We start from the raw sequence: 22,795 nt of genomic DNA, 5'->3' as shown, positions 1-22,795 counted from the left end.
GCTGACTCCAAATCTAATGCACCAGCAAAACAAACTTAAAATGAAAACCTATAAAACTAAATACAGCATCAAAAACGTTTTTGATGCTGTTTAATTAATCTATTTTTGTCTAATAACCTGTATCGATTTTTTAGGACTAGTCAAAATTTATGAGTTAAGGTAAATCATCAACTTTAGCTGTGCTTTTGTATCCAGAATATTCCCAAATTTCACCTGGAATATCTGAAAATTCAGCTTTAAAATAAATGCTATCTACAACATCGCCGCTTGGTGTTGTGGCGCCATTTTTAACGATTACACCTTCAGTGATAGTTACTGTTACACCATAATAGAGTTCATCTAAATCTGCACCACCAAATGTTAGTGCTCCAAGATTTAAAGGCACTTTTGCTTTTAAACCCCAGCTGTGTTCTTGATCATCTAACCACATAAACCCAGTGTCATTAGCCGCGGTATTATAAATGCTTATAGTGTTAGTACCAGCAGGATCACCGTCCCATACTATATCTACAACCCAAGTCCCTGTAACTTCACTGATAAGGATATCACTTTCATCAGGCACTGATTCAACTTGATCACATCCTATAAAGGAAATTGCGAAGGCAAAACTCAACAATAGTAAGCTTAGCTTTTTTAAAATTATATTATGTTTCATTTTTTTAATTTTTTAGATAATAATTCAAATCTGTTTGGATTACTGCACTTGGGTTAATGTTACTTCAAATACATAACCGAAGCTCCAATCTGTTGCGAACTCAATAGTTTTTGTAACCGGATTAACAGAAAAATCAGTCATATTTAGAGAGCCACCGAATGCTCCGACTCCTATAACATCATCATGAGTAAAATCATTAGTAGCAATATTGTTGGCAGTAACCGTCAAACCCGTTGCGGCATAATCAGGGCCATATCCATAACCATACTCATAAAATCCACCAATAGCATCAGAGAGTTGGTATACTCCACCACCTAAATCAATAATAAAGTATGGGCCAAACGCCCTTGTTGTATAATTAACTGTTGCACCTGAAGTAGCTGTTCTTAGAATGCTAGCGGTATACATACCAGCTATACTATTAACTAAATCACCATTACAAGCGGGCCAAATTACAGTTCTAAAGCCTGCAGCAGGTATCTCATCGTCATTAAAGGCACTATACGTAATTGAATACGTGTCGGGTCCATCTACAGTGTTACCACCAAAATAAATGCCATTGACCGATGTGAATAATTCAATTTCATTTCCGCCAGCTGAAGCTACGGCACCAGGATCTGTATACGTGCTTGCATCACAATCAAGCGTAACATCACCTCCTTCAAGTGTAATCAAAGGTAAGTAAGTTACAAATGATGCATCACTTTCGCCCGGTGATTCAACACTAGGGTCACAACTCGTCAAAAACAATCCTAAGATTGAAAATATGTATATTAATTTAAAATTTTTCATGTCTTTTTTTTTTAATTATCCCAAAATATTTCATCAGTATTGGCTTTTTGCGCAGGTGCATTTGGGTTTAAACTCCTTTCGGTATCTGGATATAACCATGAGGAAGGGAATGTTCCATCTGCTAATACAGATAATGGTGGGGTTTGCCAAATACCATCAGTAAAAATACGGCTAGCAGGTCTATCAAAGCGTCTAGCTTCTATCCAGCCTTCATCTTCTTGAGTTCCGTTTAAAGATATCCATTTTTGCACAGCAATCAAATCGATTTTATCATTCAAAGGGTCAGAACTAGAGTATCCCAAAGTACCAATATAAGTTGCAGAATCGGTTAATCCCATATAGCTAAAGTTCAAATCTATGGCCGTTTCAAAAGCCATTGATTCATCGTCTGCTGTTCCATATCTAGCAGCAGCCTCAGCTCTTAAAAACCAAACTTCCCATGGGCTCATTAAGATAACTGGTTTATCCTCGCCGTAAGCGTATTCAGAAGCCATACTATAATCAGATGCCGGAGCCGTAAAAGGTTCGTCATCAATGGTTCCTTGATCAATGCCTCGTAATTGTCCCGCAAAAGTTCCAGTAGTAGCTTTAGTATATAATACCTCAGCTCTAGGGTCGTCTAAAGTGCTAAGTACATTCAATGTGGCATTACTTGCAAAATAAAACATACCTACTCCAAATTCAGCTCTTGCAAACATGGGGTTTTGATCTCCCGATGCACCAGAATAAGGTACAAATGGCATATCATCTACTGTTTCAATAAACGTACCTGATGCTATTAGACTTTGTACGGCACTTGCTTGCGCATCAACTTCGGAAGTTCTCATAAGTAGTCTCAATTTCAAAGAATTGGCAAATTTTATCCACTTAGTAATATCACCACTATAAATGAAATCATCATCTCCTACTAGATCGTCTTCTGCCAAATCCAATTCACTTAATGCATCATCCAACATAGTAACTAATGCAGGATAAATAGTTGTAGCCGAATCGTAATTAGGCGCTAAAACAGATCCATCTTCAATGGCTCCTGAAACGGCTTCACTAAAAGGTACATCTCCAAAATGATCTACTAATCCTTGATATATATATGCTATTAAAACTTTAGAGATTCCTCGATAGGCAGCGGATTCACTTTTTTTGTTAATATAACTTAAATCTGCAAGGGAATTGGCATAACTACGTTGCCAATAGCCATCAAAATCACCACCTAAGGATACATACCTTTCATCATTTCCAATAGAAACTCCAATACCCCAAGTGTAGTATTGACTCCATAAAAATGATTCGCTGTAGTTTAAATCAGTTTCAACAATATATCCCAAAAATCCAATGGCAGAGCTCAATACTTGTGCGTCACCAGCTAATGGGAATGTGTTAGGGTCTATATTAAGTTCTTCTAAACTCTCTTCACAAGAAAAGTTTAGAGTTAATAATAGAATTAGAATTATTTTAATATTTTTCTTCATTGTATTAATTTTTTTTATTAAAATGACAATTGTATGTTAAGTCCTAAGCTTCTAGAAGAAGGTGTTTGAGTAGTCTCAATACCTTGTGCATTGCCTGTTAATGCGGGGCCATTTACTTCTGGATCAGCGTATTTATTTTCATCAGGCAACCAAAACTTTAGGTTTTTACCATAAATTGCTAATCTAGCATTTGTTATAAAAGTATTTTCCAAAAACTTTTTTGGTAACGTATAGCTTAGTTCAACCTCTCGTAACTTCACATAACTTGCATCAATTAAAAATGTGGCATCTGCTGGATTATAGTTAGTGTAAAAATCTTGTTCGGTAATTTGCACTGTATTTTCAGAAAATGTACCATCACCATTATCAGCTACAGAGTTTGGATAAATATACGGCTCTCTATTATAAATAGTAGTATTTACAGCTGTACCATTAAATTCAGTCATATATTTAGATTGAGAAGCAAAATAGCCTCCTTCTTTCATATCTACTAAAACCCTAAACCCAAAACCTTTATAATTGACATTCGCACCGAAACTCATTAAAAAATCAGGTTGGTAACTGCCTAGAAACTGACGCTCTGCGGTATATAAAGGAAGACCGGTATTTGCATCAACAATAACTTGTCCTTGGGCATTGGTTTGATAATTATTACCTTTATAAGTTCCAAAAGGCAGACCTTCCTTTGCTACCACATCAATGGTTGTACCGGCAGCAAATCCAAATGTTCCTATATTTAATTCATCTTGCTCATCAGAAATTTTTACAACCTCATTTATGTTTTTTGTATATGTTCCAAATAGCTCAAAATTTAAGTCTTCAACAACGCCATTAAGAGGTTTGAGGCTTAAAGTAAGCTCATGTCCTTTATTGGTCATCTCACCAATATTACTAATAGTTTGTGTATAACCTGTAGATCTAGGTAAATTAATAGTAACTATTTGATCCTCATGGCTAGAATGATAATAAGTATATGAAATGTTTACTTTGTTATTAAAGAAACCAAGATCTGCTCCAACCTCATAAGTCGTTGTAAGTTCTGGTTTTAGGCCAGGATTTCCAATGCTATTACCAATTGTAAAGCCGGGCACTCCGTTTTTCGGGAAGAATAGTGCATAATCTCCCAAATCAACAATTCCTGGGTTTCCAACAAAATATGAATTTAGTTGATATATTCCAGCATCTTTACCTGAGGTACCATAGCTTCCCCTAATCTTACCATAGTTTAAAACATCATTTTTAATATCTAGAAGATCTGTAAATATAACCGAAGCTCCAACGGCACCGTATAAAAAGGAGTTGTTTCCTGTTGGAAGTGTGGAAGACCAGTCGTTTCTTGCTGAGAATTCTAAAAATGCTGCATTTTTGTAACCAATAGAAGCATTTGCTAAAAGGCCATAAATTCTATATTTGCTTTTATACATGCTAGAAAGAGGATTTTGTACACTATTTGCTAAATTATATACACCATCTACAACCAATCCACCAACTGAACTACCTGTTAAGGATTTGGTTTCTCTTTGAAAGAAATTATAACCTGCAGAAGCATTTAATTTAAAATCTTCATTTAACTCCTTGGTATAATTTAATAATACGGTTGCATCTAGATTTAATAATCTGTCGGTATAATTTATATACTCTCCTAATGAACTATGTTTTGAATTCCGGGTTGCGATTTGTAAATCATCAGTCCAAACCAATTGTTCCGCAGGGGTAAATGTTGGAGTCCACACTTCAGTTTGAGTACTTACAATATTTCCTCCAAAACGCCCTGTTAATGATAAACCACTAATGATTTCATAGGTTAGCGATGCATTTGCAAGCAAGTTATCGATATTAGCCTCATTTCCATATTCATTTAAGATATAGTATGGGTTTACAGAAGAGTAAGAACCCCAATAACCATTTATACCATGAAATGGGCTTTGGTAATCTCTCAACTCAGTAAATGGGATATTAACTGGAGATTGTACGGCCATAGCATAGGCATTGTTTCCTTCAAACGCACGAGATCCTTCTTGTGCTGTATTTTGTCTAACATTGGCATAACTCACTTTAAAATCAGATTGTAACCTATCGCTTAATTTTGCCGAAGCGTTGAAAGAAAGGTTATTCCTTTTATAATAGGTGTTATCTAGAATACCTGTTTGATTGGTATTACCGTAGGATGCAAAGTATGAAAACCCATCAGTAGTTCCAGAAATATTGACACTATTTGTTTTCGTGTAACCAGTATTAAAAAAATCTTGTAATTGATTACGTACTGCACTATAAGGTCTAACCAAAGCTTCTAATGATCCATCTCCATCAGAGTCAATAGGGCTCGTCCATGGTCTATCCACACCATCTAGCGCAGGTCCCCAAGACCAGTTCTCACCAGAATCAAGGTGTAAATTATCGTACCCTTGTCCAAATTTACTTTGACGTTGTAAATTAATAATGGCAGTTTCCATTGAAGTGGAACTGGTGTAATTAATTCTTAATTTTTCACCTTTTTTTCCAGATTTGGTTGTTATCAAGACAACCCCTGATGCACCACGTGAGCCATATAGCGAAGTTGCTGAAGGACCTTTAAGTATTGTAACCGATTCGATATCATCAGGATTTATATCATTGAATCTATTTCCAAAATCTGAATACCCAGTTGTGGAAGCTCCATCTCCACCTCTTGTGGAAGAGTTATCGATCGCAATTCCATCAACAACAATTAGGGCATTGTTATTTCCAGTAAGCGAACCTTCACCCCTTAATACAATTCTTGTTGAAGCCCCTACTGAACCCGAGCCAGTAGATAATCTTACACCTGCTGTTTTACCTCTTAATGCTTCTAAGGCGTTTTTACTCGGAGTAGATAATAAGTCTTCAGAATTTACTGTTTGGTTAGCATAAACCGTTTCCCTTGCGTTTCTATCGCCAGTACCAAAAGCAGTTATTACAACTTCTTCTAAGACAGCCGAATCTTCACTAAGTGTTACATTAATCGAATTTGAAGCCCCTACGACAACCTCTTTGGTAATATAACCAACAAAGCTAAATACCAAAGTAGCACCTTGGTTAACTCTAATTGAAAAATTACCATCGAAATCTGAGGAAGTACCCGTAGTAGTACCTTTTACTATAACAGTTGCTCCAGGAAGTGGCAAACCAGAATCATCTGAAATTATACCCGAGACTGTCTTTTCTTGCGCAAACGTTAGTTGCACGACAAACGCTAGTAGTAGCGTTAGAATTCCACTAAACTTTGTTTTCATTTTATAAATATTTGAATTAGTCAAAGTAAAATTCTTAAAAAAAAATCAGTAAAAAAAATATTAAGGTAATAAATTTTCAATATTTTTTTAATATTACTGAGAATTCATAGTGTTATTCATAAAATGACTTATTATTCAATAATAATTTATTAAAAATTAGCAGTAAGACTTATGTGGATTTTGGAATTTGATAATTTAAATTTCTGATTTTCGCTTTTACCATTGGCATAATTGAGCTTTAATAGCCCAGAATTTGTAAGAATTCCAAAACCAAAGCCATATCCAAATAGTTTTTCTATGGTATTTGTTATTTTATTCTCAAAATAGGCAACATCTGTAATAGTATGGACATACATGGCATTACCAAGTTGAAATCTATATTCAGAATTTAAAACACCATAAGAATCTGCAAGTAAACTGTTTTCTTCGAAACCTCTTATGGAGTTAATGCCGCCAAAGCGTAATAATTCGTTTTCAAAATAAGTATCAGAAATTAATGTCTTGCCATCTATTTTTATAAAAACACTGTTTCTGCTGTTGAAATTGAAAATTTTAAACCCGCTGAGGCTAAATTGTTTTTGATTTTCTATTAGAGTAGATGTTTTTCTTTTGCCAAAATTTGTTTCAAGGTAAAATGAAGCATTTATAGGAAATAATAAATTATAAGATTGTGAAGATTGAGGATGGATATATTCATACGCGGAAGTAAAATAACTTGAATCAAAATCCGTGATTAAGTTTGGAGTACTGTTATTTAATAAATTATTTGATTGTGTAGATGTAATTCCAGAATAAATTTTATGCTTTGAATTTATTTGATAGTGTAATTTCGCGAATTGGTTAACGGTTGTAAATGACGAATCTCTCTTAAAAATATATAATTGTAAATCGATCCCCAATGGGGAAGAAAAAATATAAGGAAGCGTAAGCTGGGTTTGAAATGTTTTTTGGTCATTTTCATCACTTTTATATAAAAGCCTAAAAGATTCTCCGTAATTTAGGTTATTGGTTAAGCTTAAATTTAAATAGCCATCAAATTGTAATTTGTTGGTGTCTTCATTGGTTCCAAATCCTAGAAACCCATCAAATGAATTACTTTTTGACTTTTCCACATAAATATATAAGGTAGTTGAATCTTTAGTAAACAACACCTCAGGCGATTTAATTTGGTTTGCAAATCTTAAATCGTTGAGTTGTTCCGTTTTGCTTTTAATTTTACCAAGGTCGAAAATTTGATTGCGTTTTATCTTTAGGTAATGTTTTAAGTAGGAACGAGGAAATTTTTCATAACCTCTTATTATAATATCGTCAATGATTCTTTTTTTCACATCAGATTCAATTAATAAATGAGCTTTTAAGATATTATTGTTAACTGCAATATCCGATAATTGTAATTTTGAAAAAGGCAATCCCGCCGATGTGATTTTAGAATTGATAAAATTCAATTTATCTTCAACCTCTTCAATTGGTAAAACAAAACAAGTATCATTTACACGATTGGAAACGAGGTTAAGTAGGGATTCATCTAATAAATTCTTATCATAATATATATATATAGTATGGTATCTTTTTTTTAAATGAATTTTAGCTGAGAATACGGAATCATTTACTTTAGTTATATCGCCTAGTTTGTTTTCAATATAGCCAATCTTTAAAAGGGTTTTTTGAATGGAATCTAATTCAGATGAAATGGATAGGTAATCCTTATGTGTTTTTAAATAATTCAAAGAATCAATCACTTGATTTTCAGTATCTGAATCCCCATTAACGCTAAGTTTTAAATTTTGGCTAAAAGCGTTCGAAGAAGAAAGTATATATATAATAAGGAGTAAAAAGTAGATTCTCTTCACGATGGAAATCAGATATATTAATATGTAAATCTAACAGAAAAACAACACTTATATTATAGTCAATAATATTATTTTTAAAATCTATTGAAAATTAATCTTTTAACGTTTGAAAAATACATTTTTATTTCTACCTTTGCAGCCCTCTTAAATGAGGATTTTAAAATTTATATAGAATATATATGCCAACAATTTCACAATTAGTACGAATAGGAAGAGCCAAAATAACCAAGAAGAGTAAATCGGCTGCTTTAGATTCGTGTCCACAAAGACGTGGGGTTTGTACGCGTGTTTACACTACAACACCAAAAAAGCCTAACTCAGCAATGCGTAAAGTAGCAAGGGTAAGGTTAACAAATGGTAATGAGGTAAATGCATACATCCCAGGTGAAGGACACAATCTACAAGAGCACTCGATAGTATTGGTTAGAGGTGGAAGAGTAAAAGACTTACCAGGAGTTAGGTATCATATCGTTCGTGGCGCTTTAGACACCGCAGGTGTTGCAGGTAGAACACAACGTAGATCGAAGTATGGAGCTAAACGTCCAAAACCAGGACAAGCAGCTGCAGCTCCAGCAAAAGGTAAGAAAAAGTAATTAAAACTTTTAACAAGAAGACATGAGAAAAAGACAAGCGAAAAAAAGACCGCTTTTACCAGATCCACGATTTAATGATCAGTTAGTGACGCGTTTCGTTAACATGATGATGTGGGATGGTAAGAAATCTGTTGCTTTTAAAGTGTTTTATGATGCTATTGACATTGTAGAAGCTAAAAAAGGAGATGCAGAGAAAACAGCCTTAGATACTTGGAAAGATGCTCTATCAAACGTAATGCCTCACGTAGAAGTACGTAGTCGTCGTGTTGGTGGTGCTACATTCCAAATACCAATGCAAATTAGGCCAGATCGTAAAGTTTCTACAGCTATGAAATGGCTTATTAGCTATTCACGTAAAAGAAACGAGAAATCCATGGCACAGCGTTTAGCTTCTGAAATAATAGCTGCGGCTAAAGAAGAAGGTGCTGCTGTTAAGAAAAGAGTAGACACTCATAAAATGGCAGAAGCTAATAAAGCATTCTCCCACTTTAGATTTTAATACGACATGGCAAGAGATTTAAAATATACAAGAAATATAGGTATTGCTGCGCATATTGATGCTGGTAAAACAACAACAACAGAGCGTATACTTTTTTATACAGGAGTTTCTCATAAAATAGGTGAAGTACATGATGGTGCTGCAACTATGGACTGGATGGAACAAGAGCAAGAGCGTGGTATTACTATCACATCTGCTGCTACAACCTGCGAATGGGTTTTTCCTAGAGTAAACGGAGAGCGCACTGACAATTCGATGGATTATCATTTTAATATTATTGATACTCCTGGTCACGTAGATTTTACTGTTGAAGTAAATCGTTCATTACGTGTACTTGATGGTTTAGTATTCTTGTTTAGTGCAGTTGATGGCGTTGAGCCACAATCTGAAACTAACTGGAGATTGGCTGATAACTATAAAGTGCCACGTATTGGTTTCGTTAATAAAATGGATCGTCAAGGATCTGATTTTATGATGGTTTGTAGCCAAGTTAAAGACATGTTAAAATCAAATGCAGTGCCAATTGTTTTGAATATTGGTGATGAAGAAAACTTCAAAGGTATTGTTGATTTAGTTAAGAACAGAGCTATTGTATGGCATGAAGAAGGAATGGGATCAACGTTTGACGTTATTGATATTCCAGAAGATCTTAAAGCTGAAGCAAAAATGCTTCGTGGTAAACTTATTGAAGAAGTTGCTGCTTACGATGAGAATTTGCTTGAGAAATATATGGAGGATGAAGATTCAATTACAGAAGACGAGGTGCATGCTGCACTAAGAGCTGCTGTAATGGATATGTCTATCATCCCCATGATTTGTGGATCCGCATTTAAAAATAAAGGAGTACAATTCTTATTAGATGCTGTATGTCGTTATTTACCTTCTCCAATGGATAAGGATGGCATTATAGGAACTCATCCAGATACTGGAGCTGAAATATTACGTAAGCCAGATGTAAAGGAGCCTTTTGCTGCTTTAGCGTTTAAAATTGCTACCGATCCTTATGTTGGTCGTTTAGCATTCTTCCGTGCATATTCTGGTCGTTTAGACGCAGGTTCTTATGTATTGAATAACCGTTCAGGAAACAAAGAACGTATTTCACGTATTTACCAAATGCATGCTAACAAGCAAAATGCTATCGATTATATTGAAGCAGGAGATATTGGAGCTGCAGTTGGATTTAAAAGTATTAAAACTGGAGATACCTTATCAGACGAGAAACATCCGATAATTTTAGAAAGTATGAACTTCCCTGATCCCGTAATTGGAATCGCGGTAGAACCGAAAACGAAAGCTGATGTTGATAAATTAGGGATGTCTTTAGCTAAATTGGCTGAAGAAGATCCAACTTTTACAGTTAGAACTGATGAAGCTTCAGGACAGACTATTATTTCTGGAATGGGTGAGCTTCACTTAGATATTATTGTGGATCGTTTACGTCGCGAATTTAAAGTCGAGGTGAATCAAGGTGCGCCACAAGTAGAATATAAAGAATCTATTACACGTAAAGCTGAACATAGAGAAGTTTATAAAAAACAATCTGGTGGTCGTGGTAAATTTGCTGATATTGTATTTACTCTTGAACCAGCAGATGAAGGTAAATTAGGATTAGAGTTTATATCTGCCATTAAAGGTGGTAACGTTCCTAAAGAATTTATCCCTTCTATTGAAAAAGGATTTAAACAAGCGATGCAAAATGGACCACTAGCTGGATATGAAGTAGATGCTATGAAAGTAACATTAACAGACGGATCTTACCACGATGTGGATTCTGATGCTTTATCATTCGAATTAGCTGCTAAATTAGGTTTTAAAGCTGCTGCAAAAGCTGCTAAAGCTGTAATTATGGAGCCTATTATGAAGTTAGAAGTCATTACACCAGAAGAAAATATGGGTGATATTGTTGGTGATTTGAACAGAAGAAGAGGGCAAATGAGTGATATGGGAGATAGGGCTGGTGCTAAAACTATAAAAGCAACTGTACCCTTATCAGAAATGTTTGGATATGTTACTACATTAAGAACATTATCATCTGGTCGTGCAACATCAACTATGGAATTTTCACATTATGCTGAAACGCCTTCAAATATATCTGAAGAAGTTATTAAAGCAGCTAAAGGCGTAGAAGCTTAAAATTTAAGAAAATGAGTCAAAAAATCAGAATAAAATTAAAGTCTTACGATCATAATTTAGTAGACAAGTCTGCTGACAAGATTGTAAAAACAGTAAAAAGTACAGGTGCTGTTGTAACTGGACCAATTCCATTACCTACACACAAGAAAATTTTCACTGTATTGCGTTCTCCGCACGTAAATAAAAAGGCAAGAGAGCAATTTCAATTAAGCTCATACAAGAGATTACTTGATATCTATTCTTCGTCTTCAAAAACAATTGACGCTTTAATGAAACTTGAATTGCCAAGTGGTGTTGAAGTGGAAATCAAAGTTTAAGTATAAACTTTGATTTACATCCCGAACTTGTTTCGGGATCTCAAAGAAAAGAGATTCCTGCTTTCGCAGGAAGTTAAACATGTCCTTAACGATGGTTAGGGAAAAACGGTAAAATACAATTCAGGGTTGAAATGTATTTTCAACCTTGATTTTTAATAACAAATAGTAATAACAAATAAATAATAATTATGTCTGGGTTAATTGGAAAAAAAATCGGTATGACCAGCATCTTCGATGAAAATGGAAAAAACATTCCATGTACAGTAATCGAAGCTGGACCATGTATCGTTACCCAAGTCAGAACCGAAGAAGTTGATGGCTATAAAGCTGTTCAACTTGGTTTCGATGACGCGACAGAAAAAAGCGCTACTAAAGCTGACTTAGGTCATGCTAAAAAAGCAGGGACTTCTGTAAAACGCAAAATCGTTGAATTCAAAGGTTTTGATAAGGAGTACAAATTAGGTGATGCTATCACAGTAGAACACTTCGTTGAAGGTGAATTTGTTGATATAGCTGGCGTTACAAAAGGAAAAGGGTTTCAAGGTGTTGTAAAACGTCATGGATTTGGTGGTGTAGGTCAAGCTACCCACGGTCAACATAACCGTTTAAGAGCGCCAGGTTCTATTGGAGCAGCTTCATATCCTGCAAGAGTATTCAAAGGCATGAAAATGGCCGGAAGAATGGGTGGAGAAAATGTAAAAGTTGAAAATTTAAGAGTTTTAAAAGTAGTTGCTGATAAAAACCTACTTGTTGTTAAAGGTTGTGTACCTGGACATAAAAATTCTTATGTAATTATTAGAAAATAATGAAAGTAGCAGTTTTAGATATAAACGGAAAAGACACAGGTAGAAAGGCAGACCTTTCTAAAGATGTGTTTGCTATAGAGCCTAATAATCACGCAGTATATTTGGATGTTAAACAATATTTAGCAAACCAAAGACAAGGAACACACAAATCAAAAGAAAGAGCTGAGATTTCTGGAAGTACTCGTAAGATTAAAAAGCAAAAAGGAACTGGTACTGCTAGAGCAGGTAGTATCAAGTCTGGAGTTTTTAAAGGCGGTGGTCGTATGTTTGGTCCTAGACCAAGAAATTATAGCTTCAAACTTAATAAGAATGTAAAACGTTTAGCGCGTAAATCTGCATTAAGTATAAAAGCTGGAGAGCAATCTATTTTTGTGATTGAGGACTTTGATTTTGACACTGTAAGAACTAAGAATTTTACAGCCATTTTAAAGGCTCTAAACATAGAAAACAAAAAATCGCTCTTTGTGTTGGGTGGGTCGAATAATAATGTATATTTGTCATCGCGCAATTTAAAAAGCTCTGAGGTTATAACTAGCTCAGAATTAAACACTTACAAGATTTTGAATGCAAATCAGATAGTGCTTTTAGAAGGAGCTTTAGAAGGAATTGAATTAAATTTAAGTAAATAGAAACCATGAATATCTTAATTAAACCTATAATCACAGAAAAAGCGACAGCTAATAGCGAGTTAAGAAATTGCTATACTTTCGAAGTGAAGACAAAGGCGAACAAGATAGAAATTAAAAAAGCGGTTGAAGCTGCTTATGGTGTTTCTGTTGAAAAAGTTCGTACTATGAATGTCCGTCCAGATAGAAGAACCCGTTTTACAAAAACAGGTATTCAACATGGTAAAACAAATGCTGTTAAAAAAGCAATTGTACAACTGGCGGAAGGTGAAATGATTGATTTATACAGTAACATGTAATTAGACAAAAAATGTCAGTAAGAAAATTAAAACCAATCACACCAGGACAGCGATTTAGAGTAGTAAATGGATTTGACGCCATCACTACTGATAAGCCGGAGAAGAGTTTAATAGCTCCGCATAAAAAGTCTGGTGGTAGAAACAGTCAAGGAAAAATGACCATGCGTTATATTGGTGGTGGTCATAAAAAGAAGTATCGTATTATTGATTTCAAAAGAAACAAAACTGGAATTCCAGCGGAAGTAAAATCAATAGAATACGATCCAAACAGAACAGCTTTCATCGCATTATTGAATTATCAAGATGGCGAGAAAAGATATATTGTTGCTCAAAATGGGTTACAAGTTGGTCAAACTGTAGTGTCAGGACAAGAAGGAATTGCCCCAGAAATTGGAAATGCAATGCCTTTAAGCCAAATTCCATTAGGAACCATTATTTCTTGTGTCGAACTTAGACCAGGACAAGGAGCTATCATGGCTCGTAGTGCTGGAGCTTTTGCACAATTAATGGCAAGGGATGGTAAATTTGCTACTATTAAATTACCTTCTGGTGAAACAAGATTAGTGCTTGTAAATTGTTTAGCAACTGTAGGAGTGGTTTCTAATTCAGATCATCAATTGTTAGTATCTGGTAAAGCAGGTAGAACAAGATGGTTAGGAAGAAGACCACGTACTAGACCGGTAGTGATGAATCCAGTAGATCACCCAATGGGAGGTGGTGAAGGAAAATCATCTGGAGGACATCCACGTTCTAGAAAAGGTATTCCAGCTAAAGGATATAGAACTCGTTCTAAAAAGAATGCAAGTAATAAATATATTGTAGAACGTAGAAAGAAATAAGACATGGCAAGATCATTAAAAAAAGGACCTTACGTTCATTATAAACTAGAGAAAAAGGTAGCTGTAAACATTGAAACTAGCAAAAAAACGGTTATCAAAACTTGGTCAAGAGCCAGTATGATAACTCCAGATTTTGTTGGACAAACAATTGCAGTGCACAATGGCCGTCAATTTGTACCAGTATATGTTACTGAAAATATGGTAGGTCATAAATTAGGAGAGTTTTCACCAACAAGATCATTTAGAGGTCATGCAGGTGCTAAAAATAAAGGTAAAAAATAGTAAGCAATGGGAAGTCGTAAAAAACAAATGGCAGACGCTATTAAGGAAGAAAAAAAGCTAGTTGCTTTTGCTAAACTTAATAATTGTCCTACATCACCAAGAAAAATGCGTTTAGTAGCCGATTTAGTAAGAGGTGAACGCGTAGAAAAAGCGCTTAGTATTTTGAAATTCAATTCGAAAGAAGCTTCAGGTAAGTTAGAAAAATTGTTATTGTCTGCAATTGCAAACTGGCAATCTAAAAACGAAGATGCAAGCATTGAAGATGCCGAATTGATTGTAAAAGAGATTAGAGTTGATGGAGGCGCAATGTTAAAAAGATTACGTCCAGCACCTCAAGGTCGCGCACATAGAATCAGAAAACGTTCTAATCACGTTACATTAGTGGTTGGAGCTAACAATAACACACAAAGCTAAGATAGAAGTATGGGACAAAAAACAAATCCAATCGGAAATCGCTTAGGAATTATCAGAGGATGGGAGTCTAACTGGTATGGAGGTAATGATTATGGAGATAAGCTTGCCGAAGACGATAAAATTAGAAAATACGTACATGTACGTTTATCTAAAGCTAGTGTTTCCAGAGTAATTATTGAAAGAACTCTAAAACTTGTAACCGTTACTATCACAACAGCTCGTCCAGGTATCATTATCGGGAAAGCGGGCCAAGAGGTAGACAAGTTAAAAGAAGAGCTTAAAAAAATTACAGGAAAAGAAGTTCAGATCAACATCTTTGAAATTAAGAGACCTGAACTAGATGCATTTTTAGTAGGATCTAGCATTGCCCGTCAAATTGAAAATAGAATTTCATATAGACGTGCTATAAAAATGGCTATTGCTGCTACAATGCGAATGAATGCTGAAGGAATTAAAGTTCAAATTAGTGGACGTTTAAATGGTGCTGAAATGGCACGATCTGAGCACTACAAAGAAGGACGTATTCCTTTATCAACCTTTAGAGCCGATATTGACTATGCTTTAGTTGAAGCACATACTACTTATGGTAGATTAGGTGTAAAAGTATGGATCATGAAAGGTGAAGTATACGGTAAAAGAGACCTTTCTCCACTTGTTGGAATGTCCAAGAAGCAAGGAAAAAGTGGTGGAGCAAGTAATGCAGGTCGTCCTGCTAATGGTCCAGCTAAACCTCGTCGTAGAAAGTAATTTTTTATAAAGTAAAGAAAAATGTTACAGCCTAAAAGAACAAAATTTCGTAAAATGCAAACAGGACGTATGAAGGGGATCTCTCAAAGAGGGCATCAACTTTCAAACGGTACTTTTGGTATAAAATCGATCGATTCAAGTTTTTTAACATCACGTCAAATAGAAGCTGCACGTATTGCCGCTACACGTTACATGAAAAGAGAAGGGCAACTTTGGATTAAAATATTTCCAGATAAGCCAATTACAAAAAAACCTCTTGAAGTACGTATGGGTAAAGGTAAAGGTGCCGTTGAATATTGGGTAGCTGTTGTAAAACCAGGAAGAATACTATTTGAAGTGGGAGGTGTGCCACTAGATATCGCAAAAGAAGCGTTACGTTTAGCAGCACAAAAACTACCAGTTAAAACTAAGTTTTTAATCGCTAGAGATTACGAAGCATAATTTATTTGATATTATGAAACAATCAGAGATTAAAGAATTATCTGTAGCTGAGTTACAAGAGAAACTTAGTGAAACAAAAAAGAGTTATTCAGACCTAAAACTGGCTCATGCAATATCTCCTTTAGAAAATCCAATTCAGTTACGTGGTATCAGACGTACCGTGGCTAGAATTGCGACAGAATTAACTAAAAGAGAATTACAATAATTCTGCTGAAAGATGGAAACAAGAAACTTAAGAAAAGAACGTATAGGAGTAGTTACTAGCAACAAAATGCAAAAATCAATTGTAGTTGCTGAAGTAAAAAAAGTAAAACACCCTATGTATGGTAAGTTCGTGTTAAAAACAAAGAAATATGTTGCACACGACGAAACAAACGATTGTAATATTGGAGATACGGTAAAGATCATGGAAACAAGACCTTTAAGTAAATCTAAATGTTGGAGATTAGTTGAAATAATTGAAAGAGCTAAGTAATTATGGTACAACAAGAATCAAGACTTAAAGTCGCAGATAACACTGGAGCAAAAGAAGTATTAACAATACGTGTTCTAGGTGGTACTAAAAGAAGATACGCTTCTGTAGGAGACAAAATAGTTGTTTCTATTAAAGATGCAACACCTAATGGTAACATTAAAAAAGGTGCTGTTTCTACAGCAGTAGTAGTTCGTACTGTAAAAGAAGTAAGAAGACCAGACGGATCTTATATTAGATTCGACGATAATGCTTGTGTGCTTTTAAATGCACAAGGAGAAATGAGAGGAACTCGTGTATTTGGTCCTGTTGCTAGAGAACTTCGTGATAAACAATTCATGAAAATTGTATCATTGGCACCTGAAGTGCTTTAATGAATTTATAAGATGACAAAGCTTAAAATAAAATCGGGAGATACTGTAAAAGTTATTGCTGGAGATCACAAAGGATCTGAAGGTAAAGTACAAAAAGTATTAATAGATAAGAACAAAGCCATCGTGGAAGGTGTGAACTTGGTTAAGAAACATACTAAACCTAGTGCTAAAAACCCTCAAGGTGGAATCGTAGAGAAAGAAGCTGCTATTCATATATCAAACTTATCGTTGTTAACTCCAAAAGGAGAAACAACAAGAGTTGGATATAGAATAGAAGGCGATAAGAAAGTAAGATTTTCAATAAAATCTAATGAAGTAATATAGTTATGGCATATTCACCTAGACTTAAAGAAGAGTATAAAAGCAAAGTAATTGCGGCTCTTAAAAACGAATTTGGTTATAAAAATGTGATGCAAGTACCTAAACTTGAAAAGATAGTAATATCTAAAGGTGTTGGTGCTGCTGTAGCAGATAAAAAACTAATTGACTACGCACTAGAAGAGTTGGCAAGCATCACCGGTCAAAAGCCAGTGGCTACTATATCTAAAAAAGACGTTGCATCTTTTAAATTACGTAAAGGTATGCCAATTGGGGCAAAAGTTACTTTACGTGGAGAAAGAATGTATGAGTTTTTAGATCGTTTAGTGACTTCTGCGTTACCACGTGTAAGAGATTTTAACGGCATAAAAGCTTCAGGATTTGATGGTAGAGGTAATTACAATTTAGGAGTTACTGAGCAAATTATATTCCCAGAGATAAACATTGATAAAGTGAATAAAATCTCAGGTATGGATATTACATTTGTAACTTCTGCTGAGACTGATAAAGAAGCAAAATCATTATTAACCGAATTAGGATTACCTTTTCAAAAGAACTAAGATATGGCTAAAGAATCAATGAAAGCCCGTGAGGTAAAGAGAGCTAAAACAGTAGCTAAATATGCAGCTAAACGTAAAGCTTTAAAAGAAGCTGGAGATTATGAAGCATTGCAAAAGTTACCAAAAAACGCATCTCCTGTTCGTCAACATAACCGTTGTAAATTAACAGGTAGACCTAGAGGATACATGAGAACATTTGGTCTTTCGCGTGTAACATTTAGAGAAATGGCTAACCAAGGTTTAATACCTGGTGTAACAAAAGCTAGCTGGTAAAAAGAGTTTTAACTGGTATAAGGTTCAAAAACATGTGTTTTTTGAAAACCAATACCGCAAATTAATAAATATGTATACAGATCCAATAGCGGATTATCTTACAAGAGTTAGAAATGCCATACGTGCCAACCACAGAGTGGTTGAAATACCTGCATCTAACTTGAAAAAAGACATCACAAAAATATTATTCGAGCAAGGATATATTTTAAGTTACAAGTTTGATGACTCAACTGTACAAGGCACCATTAAAATTGCACTTAAGTACAATAAGGAAACAAAAGAGCCTGTAATTAAAAAAATTCAAAGAATAAGTAAACCAGGTTTACGTAAATATGCTAGTTCAAAAGAGCTACCTAGAATTCTTAATGGTCTTGGTATTGCCATTGTTTCTACTTCTCATGGAGTAATGACTGGTAAACAAGCAAAACAAGAGAATGTAGGTGGTGAAGTAATATGTTACGTTTACTAAAAAGATAAGATATGTCAAGAATAGGTAATAACCCAGTAGTAATTCCACAAGGCGTTACAGTTGATATAAAAGACGGAATAGTTACAGTAAAAGGAAAATTAGGGGAATTAACTCAAAATTTTGATTCTGTAGATATTAAAGTTGAAGATGGTAATGTTTTAGTAACACGTTCTTCTGACACAAAAGATCAAAAAGCAAAACATGGTTTATATAGATCATTAATGCTAAATATGATTGAAGGTGTATCAAAAGGATGGACTAAACAATTAGAATTAGTTGGTGTAGGTTACAGAGCATCTAACCAAGGACAAAAATTGGATTTGGCTTTAGGGTTTTCCCATAATATTGTTTTAGAAATAGCTCCAGAAGTTGTTGTTGAAACAGTTTCAGAAAAAGGAAAGAATCCAATAATAAAACTAACATCGTTTGATAAACAACTTGTTGGTCAAGTAGCTGCAAAAATTCGTGATTTTAGAAGACCAGAGCCATACAAAGGAAAAGGAATTAAGTTTGTAGGCGAGGTATTGAGAAGAAAAGCAGGTAAATCAGCTTAATAATTTAGTTATGGCATTAACAAAACACAAAAGAAGAATAAGAATTAAAAACAGGATTCGTAAAATAGTTTCTGGTACAGAAGCTAGACCAAGATTATCTGTTTTTAGAAGTAATAATGAGATTTATGCTCAAATAGTAGATGACGTTTCTGGTAAAACTATCAGTGCTGCATCTTCAAGAGATAAAGATATTAATACAGCTAAAGTTAATAAAACTGAAGCAGCTGCATTAGTAGGTAAAGCTCTTGCTGTAAAAGCTTTAAAGGCAGGTGTAGAAACTATTTCTTTTGATAGAGGTGGCTATTTATATCATGGTAGAGTAAAATCGTTAGCTGAAGGAGCTAGAGAAGCAGGACTTAAATTCTAAGAAATTATGTATCGTAAATACAAAAGCGCAGAGTTAGTAAAACCAGGTGGATTAGATCTTAAAGATCGTTTGGTTGGTGTACAAAGAGTTACAAAAGTAACTAAAGGAGGTAGAGCATTTGGTTTTTCAGCAATCGTTGTGGTTGGTGATGAGGCTGGTGTTGTAGGACAAGGTTTAGGAAAGTCTAAAGATGTAGCTAGTGCTATTGCAAAAGCTGTTGAAGATGCTAAGAAAAATCTAGTTAGAATTCCTTTAAAAGGAAAATCATTACCACACGAGCAAAAAGGTAAATTTGGTGGAGCAAGAGTTAATATAATTCCTGCTGCTGCTGGTACTGGTGTAATTGCTGGTGGAGCTGTAAGAACAGTTCTTGAAGCGGTTGGAGTTCATGATGTATTATCAAAATCCCAAGGATCTTCAAATCCTCATAATGTGGTAAAAGCAACATTCGATGCTTTATTGCAATTAAGGGATGCTAGCGTCATAGCTAGAGATAGAGGTATTTCACTTGAAAAAGTTTTTAACGGTTAATAAAACGATAAAGATGGCAAAAATTAGAGTAACAAAGGTAAAAAGTGCAATCAATCGTCCGCAAAGACAAAAAAGAATATTAGAATCTTTAGGTCTTAGAAAAATTGGTCAAGTTGTAGAGCATGAAGCCTCTCCAAGTGTACTTGGTATGGTAAACAAATTAAATCACTTAGTTTCTGTTGAAGAAATTAAATAATAATAAATACTGAAAATGGATTTAAGTAATTTAAAACCTGCAGAAGGTTCAGTTAAAAATCAAGGTAAAAGAATAGGTAGAGGACAAGGTTCTGGAAAAGGTGGTACGGCGACTAAAGGTCACAAAGGAGCTAAATCTCGTTCTGGTTATGCTAAGAAAGTTGGATTTGAAGGTGGACAAATGCCACTTCAAAGACGTGTGCCTAAATTTGGTTTTACTAATATTAACCGTGTTGAGTATCAAGGAATCAATTTAGATACGTTACAACAATTAGTTGACGATAAAAAGATTAAAGATACTGTAGATTTTGACGTTTTGTTCTCAAATAGATTAGCTGGTAAAAATGACCTAGTTAAAATATTAGGAAGAGGAGAGTTGAAGGCTAAATTAAAAGTATCTGCTCATAAATTTACTGCTTCAGCAAAAGCTGCTATTGAAGCTGCAGGAGGAGAAGCTGTAACTTTATAAGACCTAACTACGCGTATGAAATTTATAGAATCAATAAAAAATGTTTGGAAAATAGAAGAACTAAGAAACAGAATCATGGTTACCCTTGGTCTGTTATTAGTCTACCGTTTTGGTGCTCAAGTAGTTCTGCCAGGTATTGATGCTGCCCAATTGGGAGGGCTAGCAGATAGTACAGATGGTGGTTTATTAGGATTACTTAATGCCTTTACAGGTGGTGCTTTTGCAAATGCTTCGATATTTGCATTAGGTATTATGCCTTACATTTCTGCTTCTATTGTAGTACAGTTAATGGGAATAGCAATTCCTTATTTACAAAAACTACAAAAAGAAGGCGCTAGTGGTCAAAAAAAGATAAATCAAATTACCCGTTGGTTAACCATTGGTATCTGTTTATTGCAAGCACCAGGTTATTTAGCAAGTTTGCCAGCATTGGGAATTCCCCAAAGTGCCTTTTTATTAGGTACAGGTTTTACATTTTATTTTTCATCAATAACTATTTTAGTAACGGGATGTATTTTTGCCATGTGGTTAGGAGAAAAAATTACAGATAAAGGTATTGGTAACGGTATTTCTCTATTAATTATGGTAGGTATCATTGCTACAATGCCCGCATCATTTATTCAAAATTACGCTTCTAGAATAGAAGGTGGTGGAAATGGCGGTTTAATGATGGTATTAATTGAACTTGTTGTTTGGTTTGCTGTGATATTGGCTGCAATCATGCTTGTTATGGCTGTTAGAAGGATTGCCGTGCAATATGCAAGAAGAACAGCTACCGGTAGCTATGAGAAAAATGTTATGGCGGGGTCAAGACAATACATACCATTAAAATTGAATGCTTCAGGAGTTATGCCAATCATTTTTGCACAAGCTATTATGTTTGTTCCTGGATTGATTGGAGGATCATCATTTCTAAAGGAAAGTGCTGTTGGTGGATGGTTACAAACCAACTATGCTGATATGTTTGGATTAGTTTATAATATTACATTCGCTATTCTAATTATCATATTTACATATTTTTATACAGCAATCACGGTTCCAACAAATAAAATGGCGGACGATTTAAAACGTAGTGGCGGTTTTATACCAGGAATTCGACCAGGTACTGAAACTTCAGAATATCTTGATAAAATCATGTCTCAGATAACGTTTCCAGGTTCTATTTTCTTAGCATTTTTAGCTGTTTTTCCAGCATTTATCGTTAAGCTTATGGGAGTTCAACAAGGATGGGCATTATTTTTTGGAGGTACTTCATTAATTATTTTGGTTGGTGTAGCAATAGATACTATGCAACAAGTAAATTCTTATTTGTTAAATAGACATTATGATGGCTTGATGAAAACAGGTAAAAATAGAAAAGCATTAGCTTAATATTATAGATGGCAAAACAAGCAGCAATAGAACAAGATGGAACCATTATAGAAGCATTATCAAATGCAATGTTCCGTGTTGAATTAGAAAATGGTCACATAGTGACTGCGCATATTTCTGGTAAGATGCGTATGCATTACATTAAATTATTGCCAGGAGACAAAGTAAAATTAGAAATGAGTCCTTACGATTTATCTAAGGCTCGTATAACTTATAGGTACTAATAAAGATACGGTGAAACCAAAGGTTGCATCTGACAGTTAAAAAAAATAAATATCAGCAGATGAAAGTAAGAGCATCAGTTAAAAAAAGAAGCGCCGATTGTAAAATAGTGCGCAGAAAAGGTAGACTTTACGTAATAAACAAAAAGAATCCTAGATTCAAACAAAGACAAGGGTAATTATGGCAAGAATTGCAGGTGTAGACATACCAAAAAACAAAAGAGGAGTTATCGCTTTAACTTATATCTACGGAATAGGTAAAAGCAGAGCCCAAGAGATTTTAGCAACAGCTAAAGTAGACGAAAGTACTAAAGTTCAAGATTGGAATGACGATCAGATTGGAAACATTCGTGACGCTGTATCTACCTTTACTATTGAAGGTGAATTACGTTCTGAAACTCAATTAAACATTAAACGTTTAATGGATATTGGATGTTACAGAGGAATCCGTCATAGATCGGGTCTTCCTTTAAGAGGACAACGTACAAAAAACAATTCCAGAACAAGAAAAGGAAGAAGGAAAACAGTTGCTAACAAGAAAAAAGCAACTAAATAATTAATTAATATTTAGTCTTTAGTATTAGACGTTGGAAGGAATCTGTTTGAAA

At 34.7% G+C, this 22,795-nt stretch carries 33 protein-coding genes; 28 read left to right on the top strand and 5 right to left on the bottom strand.

Annotation, left to right across the window (positions count from 1 at the left end; translation table 11 throughout):
• Window positions 1-154: 154 nt before the first annotated feature.
• From CSW08_RS08240 to CSW08_RS08220, 5 genes are all read right to left on the bottom strand, one after another.
• Window positions 155-655, bottom strand: a complete 501-nt coding sequence (locus tag CSW08_RS08240) for a lipid-binding protein (protein WP_106659421.1) — start codon at window positions 653-655, stop codon at window positions 155-157.
• A gap of 39 nt (window positions 656-694) precedes the next feature.
• Window positions 695-1,447: a BT_2262 family domain-containing protein gene (locus CSW08_RS08235; RefSeq protein WP_106659420.1), complete on the bottom strand. Its 753-nt coding sequence runs from the start codon at window positions 1,445-1,447 to the stop codon at window positions 695-697.
• A gap of 11 nt (window positions 1,448-1,458) precedes the next feature.
• Complete coding sequence (locus CSW08_RS08230) at window positions 1,459-2,916, bottom strand: SusD/RagB family nutrient-binding outer membrane lipoprotein (protein ID WP_106659419.1); 1,458 nt, start codon at window positions 2,914-2,916, stop codon at window positions 1,459-1,461.
• A gap of 17 nt (window positions 2,917-2,933) precedes the next feature.
• Entirely contained in the window at window positions 2,934-6,167 is a 3,234-nt protein-coding gene (locus tag CSW08_RS08225) for a SusC/RagA family TonB-linked outer membrane protein (protein WP_106659418.1), read from the bottom strand.
• A 149-nt stretch (window positions 6,168-6,316) separates the two neighbouring features.
• A complete protein-coding gene (locus CSW08_RS08220) occupies window positions 6,317-8,017 on the bottom strand; it encodes a POTRA domain-containing protein (RefSeq protein WP_106659417.1) in 1,701 nt (566 codons plus the stop codon).
• Window positions 8,018-8,196: 179 nt separating this feature from the next.
• Here CSW08_RS08220 and rpsL point away from each other — a divergent pair, with 179 nt between their 5' ends.
• The 28 genes from rpsL (at window position 8,197) to rpsM (ending at window position 22,743) form a co-directional block, all read left to right on the top strand.
• The gene (gene rpsL, locus CSW08_RS08215) at window positions 8,197-8,610 is read left to right on the top strand and encodes a 30S ribosomal protein S12 (RefSeq protein ID WP_106659416.1); all 414 of its coding nucleotides are present in this window, start codon (window positions 8,197-8,199) and stop codon (window positions 8,608-8,610) included.
• 22 nt (window positions 8,611-8,632) lie between these two features.
• Window positions 8,633-9,109 (top strand): 30S ribosomal protein S7, encoded by a 477-nt coding sequence (gene rpsG / locus CSW08_RS08210; protein ID WP_106659415.1) that lies wholly within the window; start codon window positions 8,633-8,635, stop codon window positions 9,107-9,109.
• A 6-nt stretch (window positions 9,110-9,115) separates the two neighbouring features.
• Window positions 9,116-11,242 carry an elongation factor G gene (gene fusA, locus CSW08_RS08205; RefSeq protein WP_106659414.1) on the top strand — a complete coding sequence of 709 codons (2,127 nt, stop codon included), beginning with the start codon at window positions 9,116-9,118 and terminating at the stop codon, window positions 11,240-11,242.
• Between the two features lie 11 nt (window positions 11,243-11,253).
• Complete coding sequence (gene rpsJ / locus CSW08_RS08200) at window positions 11,254-11,559, top strand: 30S ribosomal protein S10 (protein ID WP_100610637.1); 306 nt, start codon at window positions 11,254-11,256, stop codon at window positions 11,557-11,559.
• Window positions 11,560-11,747: 188 nt separating this feature from the next.
• On the top strand, window positions 11,748-12,365 hold the full coding sequence (gene rplC / locus CSW08_RS08195) for a 50S ribosomal protein L3 (RefSeq protein WP_106659413.1): 618 nt from the start codon (window positions 11,748-11,750) through the stop codon (window positions 12,363-12,365).
• Window positions 12,365-12,994, top strand: coding sequence for a 50S ribosomal protein L4 (gene rplD / locus CSW08_RS08190; RefSeq protein WP_106659412.1), 630 nt, complete (start codon window positions 12,365-12,367; stop codon window positions 12,992-12,994). The genes rplC and rplD overlap by 1 nt, the downstream gene beginning before the upstream one ends.
• A gap of 5 nt (window positions 12,995-12,999) precedes the next feature.
• Window positions 13,000-13,290, top strand: a complete 291-nt coding sequence (gene rplW, locus CSW08_RS08185) for a 50S ribosomal protein L23 (protein ID WP_106659411.1) — start codon at window positions 13,000-13,002, stop codon at window positions 13,288-13,290.
• An 11-nt stretch (window positions 13,291-13,301) separates the two neighbouring features.
• Window positions 13,302-14,129 (top strand): 50S ribosomal protein L2, encoded by an 828-nt coding sequence (gene rplB / locus CSW08_RS08180; protein WP_106659410.1) that lies wholly within the window; start codon window positions 13,302-13,304, stop codon window positions 14,127-14,129.
• Between the two features lie 3 nt (window positions 14,130-14,132).
• Complete coding sequence (gene rpsS / locus CSW08_RS08175; protein WP_100610632.1) at window positions 14,133-14,411, top strand: 30S ribosomal protein S19; 279 nt, start codon at window positions 14,133-14,135, stop codon at window positions 14,409-14,411.
• Window positions 14,412-14,417: 6 nt separating this feature from the next.
• Window positions 14,418-14,825: a 50S ribosomal protein L22 gene (gene rplV / locus CSW08_RS08170; protein ID WP_106659409.1), complete on the top strand. Its 408-nt coding sequence runs from the start codon at window positions 14,418-14,420 to the stop codon at window positions 14,823-14,825.
• Window positions 14,826-14,834: 9 nt separating this feature from the next.
• On the top strand, window positions 14,835-15,572 hold the full coding sequence (gene rpsC, locus CSW08_RS08165; RefSeq protein WP_106659408.1) for a 30S ribosomal protein S3: 738 nt from the start codon (window positions 14,835-14,837) through the stop codon (window positions 15,570-15,572).
• A gap of 21 nt (window positions 15,573-15,593) precedes the next feature.
• Window positions 15,594-16,013 (top strand): 50S ribosomal protein L16, encoded by a 420-nt coding sequence (gene rplP / locus CSW08_RS08160; RefSeq protein WP_100610629.1) that lies wholly within the window; start codon window positions 15,594-15,596, stop codon window positions 16,011-16,013.
• A gap of 13 nt (window positions 16,014-16,026) precedes the next feature.
• Entirely contained in the window at window positions 16,027-16,218 is a 192-nt protein-coding gene (rpmC, locus tag CSW08_RS08155) for a 50S ribosomal protein L29 (RefSeq protein WP_100610628.1), read from the top strand.
• Between the two features lie 12 nt (window positions 16,219-16,230).
• Window positions 16,231-16,488 (top strand): 30S ribosomal protein S17, encoded by a 258-nt coding sequence (rpsQ, locus tag CSW08_RS08150; RefSeq protein WP_072399584.1) that lies wholly within the window; start codon window positions 16,231-16,233, stop codon window positions 16,486-16,488.
• 2 nt (window positions 16,489-16,490) lie between these two features.
• Entirely contained in the window at window positions 16,491-16,859 is a 369-nt protein-coding gene (gene rplN / locus CSW08_RS08145) for a 50S ribosomal protein L14 (RefSeq protein WP_100610627.1), read from the top strand.
• A gap of 12 nt (window positions 16,860-16,871) precedes the next feature.
• On the top strand, window positions 16,872-17,183 hold the full coding sequence (rplX, locus tag CSW08_RS08140) for a 50S ribosomal protein L24 (protein WP_106659407.1): 312 nt from the start codon (window positions 16,872-16,874) through the stop codon (window positions 17,181-17,183).
• 2 nt (window positions 17,184-17,185) lie between these two features.
• Entirely contained in the window at window positions 17,186-17,737 is a 552-nt protein-coding gene (gene rplE / locus CSW08_RS08135; protein ID WP_106659406.1) for a 50S ribosomal protein L5, read from the top strand.
• 3 nt (window positions 17,738-17,740) lie between these two features.
• Window positions 17,741-18,010: a 30S ribosomal protein S14 gene (rpsN, locus tag CSW08_RS08130; RefSeq protein WP_106659405.1), complete on the top strand. Its 270-nt coding sequence runs from the start codon at window positions 17,741-17,743 to the stop codon at window positions 18,008-18,010.
• A 70-nt stretch (window positions 18,011-18,080) separates the two neighbouring features.
• The gene (rpsH, locus tag CSW08_RS08125) at window positions 18,081-18,479 is read left to right on the top strand and encodes a 30S ribosomal protein S8 (RefSeq protein ID WP_106659404.1); all 399 of its coding nucleotides are present in this window, start codon (window positions 18,081-18,083) and stop codon (window positions 18,477-18,479) included.
• A gap of 11 nt (window positions 18,480-18,490) precedes the next feature.
• Window positions 18,491-19,033: a 50S ribosomal protein L6 gene (rplF, locus tag CSW08_RS08120; protein WP_106659403.1), complete on the top strand. Its 543-nt coding sequence runs from the start codon at window positions 18,491-18,493 to the stop codon at window positions 19,031-19,033.
• Between the two features lie 10 nt (window positions 19,034-19,043).
• Entirely contained in the window at window positions 19,044-19,400 is a 357-nt protein-coding gene (gene rplR / locus CSW08_RS08115) for a 50S ribosomal protein L18 (RefSeq protein ID WP_106659402.1), read from the top strand.
• A 6-nt stretch (window positions 19,401-19,406) separates the two neighbouring features.
• Entirely contained in the window at window positions 19,407-19,931 is a 525-nt protein-coding gene (gene rpsE, locus CSW08_RS08110) for a 30S ribosomal protein S5 (RefSeq protein ID WP_100610620.1), read from the top strand.
• A 13-nt stretch (window positions 19,932-19,944) separates the two neighbouring features.
• Window positions 19,945-20,127: a 50S ribosomal protein L30 gene (rpmD, locus tag CSW08_RS08105; protein WP_106659401.1), complete on the top strand. Its 183-nt coding sequence runs from the start codon at window positions 19,945-19,947 to the stop codon at window positions 20,125-20,127.
• 15 nt (window positions 20,128-20,142) lie between these two features.
• Entirely contained in the window at window positions 20,143-20,595 is a 453-nt protein-coding gene (rplO, locus tag CSW08_RS08100; RefSeq protein ID WP_106659400.1) for a 50S ribosomal protein L15, read from the top strand.
• Between the two features lie 15 nt (window positions 20,596-20,610).
• Window positions 20,611-21,966, top strand: coding sequence for a preprotein translocase subunit SecY (gene secY / locus CSW08_RS08095; RefSeq protein WP_106659399.1), 1,356 nt, complete (start codon window positions 20,611-20,613; stop codon window positions 21,964-21,966).
• An 8-nt stretch (window positions 21,967-21,974) separates the two neighbouring features.
• A complete protein-coding gene (gene infA, locus CSW08_RS08090) occupies window positions 21,975-22,190 on the top strand; it encodes a translation initiation factor IF-1 (protein WP_028289261.1) in 216 nt (71 codons plus the stop codon).
• 59 nt (window positions 22,191-22,249) lie between these two features.
• Entirely contained in the window at window positions 22,250-22,366 is a 117-nt protein-coding gene (ykgO, locus tag CSW08_RS08085) for a type B 50S ribosomal protein L36 (RefSeq protein WP_013305171.1), read from the top strand.
• Window positions 22,367-22,368: 2 nt separating this feature from the next.
• Window positions 22,369-22,743, top strand: a complete 375-nt coding sequence (rpsM, locus tag CSW08_RS08080; protein WP_106659398.1) for a 30S ribosomal protein S13 — start codon at window positions 22,369-22,371, stop codon at window positions 22,741-22,743.
• Window positions 22,744-22,795: the final 52 nt, after the last annotated feature.

Source organism: Confluentibacter flavum, from assembly GCF_002843175.1.
GTDB lineage: Bacteria > Bacteroidota > Bacteroidia > Flavobacteriales > Flavobacteriaceae > Confluentibacter > Confluentibacter flavum.
Note: the sequence above shows the minus strand (reverse complement) of the source record. Positions and strands in the feature narration are given on the sequence as shown.

Bases quoted from the DNA above. Each gene is read 5' to 3' on its own strand.
- CSW08_RS08240 (WP_106659421.1), bottom strand. From the start codon at position 655: ATGAAACATAATATAATTTTAAAAAAGCTAAGCTTACTATTGTTGAGT.
- CSW08_RS08235 (WP_106659420.1), bottom strand. From the start codon at position 1,447: ATGAAAAATTTTAAATTAATATACATATTTTCAATCTTAGGATTGTTT.
- CSW08_RS08230 (WP_106659419.1), bottom strand. From the start codon at position 2,916: ATGAAGAAAAATATTAAAATAATTCTAATTCTATTATTAACTCTAAAC.
- CSW08_RS08225 (WP_106659418.1), bottom strand. From the start codon at position 6,167: ATGAAAACAAAGTTTAGTGGAATTCTAACGCTACTACTAGCGTTTGTC.
- rpsL (WP_106659416.1), top strand. From the start codon at position 8,197: ATGCCAACAATTTCACAATTAGTACGAATAGGAAGAGCCAAAATAACC.
- rpsG (WP_106659415.1), top strand. From the start codon at position 8,633: ATGAGAAAAAGACAAGCGAAAAAAAGACCGCTTTTACCAGATCCACGA.
- fusA (WP_106659414.1), top strand. From the start codon at position 9,116: ATGGCAAGAGATTTAAAATATACAAGAAATATAGGTATTGCTGCGCAT.
- rpsJ (WP_100610637.1), top strand. From the start codon at position 11,254: ATGAGTCAAAAAATCAGAATAAAATTAAAGTCTTACGATCATAATTTA.
- rplC (WP_106659413.1), top strand. From the start codon at position 11,748: ATGTCTGGGTTAATTGGAAAAAAAATCGGTATGACCAGCATCTTCGAT.
- rplD (WP_106659412.1), top strand. From the start codon at position 12,365: ATGAAAGTAGCAGTTTTAGATATAAACGGAAAAGACACAGGTAGAAAG.
- rplW (WP_106659411.1), top strand. From the start codon at position 13,000: ATGAATATCTTAATTAAACCTATAATCACAGAAAAAGCGACAGCTAAT.
- rplB (WP_106659410.1), top strand. From the start codon at position 13,302: ATGTCAGTAAGAAAATTAAAACCAATCACACCAGGACAGCGATTTAGA.
- rpsS (WP_100610632.1), top strand. From the start codon at position 14,133: ATGGCAAGATCATTAAAAAAAGGACCTTACGTTCATTATAAACTAGAG.
- rplV (WP_106659409.1), top strand. From the start codon at position 14,418: ATGGGAAGTCGTAAAAAACAAATGGCAGACGCTATTAAGGAAGAAAAA.
- rpsC (WP_106659408.1), top strand. From the start codon at position 14,835: ATGGGACAAAAAACAAATCCAATCGGAAATCGCTTAGGAATTATCAGA.
- rplP (WP_100610629.1), top strand. From the start codon at position 15,594: ATGTTACAGCCTAAAAGAACAAAATTTCGTAAAATGCAAACAGGACGT.
- rpmC (WP_100610628.1), top strand. From the start codon at position 16,027: ATGAAACAATCAGAGATTAAAGAATTATCTGTAGCTGAGTTACAAGAG.
- rpsQ (WP_072399584.1), top strand. From the start codon at position 16,231: ATGGAAACAAGAAACTTAAGAAAAGAACGTATAGGAGTAGTTACTAGC.
- rplN (WP_100610627.1), top strand. From the start codon at position 16,491: ATGGTACAACAAGAATCAAGACTTAAAGTCGCAGATAACACTGGAGCA.
- rplX (WP_106659407.1), top strand. From the start codon at position 16,872: ATGACAAAGCTTAAAATAAAATCGGGAGATACTGTAAAAGTTATTGCT.
- rplE (WP_106659406.1), top strand. From the start codon at position 17,186: ATGGCATATTCACCTAGACTTAAAGAAGAGTATAAAAGCAAAGTAATT.
- rpsN (WP_106659405.1), top strand. From the start codon at position 17,741: ATGGCTAAAGAATCAATGAAAGCCCGTGAGGTAAAGAGAGCTAAAACA.
- rpsH (WP_106659404.1), top strand. From the start codon at position 18,081: ATGTATACAGATCCAATAGCGGATTATCTTACAAGAGTTAGAAATGCC.
- rplF (WP_106659403.1), top strand. From the start codon at position 18,491: ATGTCAAGAATAGGTAATAACCCAGTAGTAATTCCACAAGGCGTTACA.
- rplR (WP_106659402.1), top strand. From the start codon at position 19,044: ATGGCATTAACAAAACACAAAAGAAGAATAAGAATTAAAAACAGGATT.
- rpsE (WP_100610620.1), top strand. From the start codon at position 19,407: ATGTATCGTAAATACAAAAGCGCAGAGTTAGTAAAACCAGGTGGATTA.
- rpmD (WP_106659401.1), top strand. From the start codon at position 19,945: ATGGCAAAAATTAGAGTAACAAAGGTAAAAAGTGCAATCAATCGTCCG.
- rplO (WP_106659400.1), top strand. From the start codon at position 20,143: ATGGATTTAAGTAATTTAAAACCTGCAGAAGGTTCAGTTAAAAATCAA.
- secY (WP_106659399.1), top strand. From the start codon at position 20,611: ATGAAATTTATAGAATCAATAAAAAATGTTTGGAAAATAGAAGAACTA.
- infA (WP_028289261.1), top strand. From the start codon at position 21,975: ATGGCAAAACAAGCAGCAATAGAACAAGATGGAACCATTATAGAAGCA.
- ykgO (WP_013305171.1), top strand. From the start codon at position 22,250: ATGAAAGTAAGAGCATCAGTTAAAAAAAGAAGCGCCGATTGTAAAATA.
- rpsM (WP_106659398.1), top strand. From the start codon at position 22,369: ATGGCAAGAATTGCAGGTGTAGACATACCAAAAAACAAAAGAGGAGTT.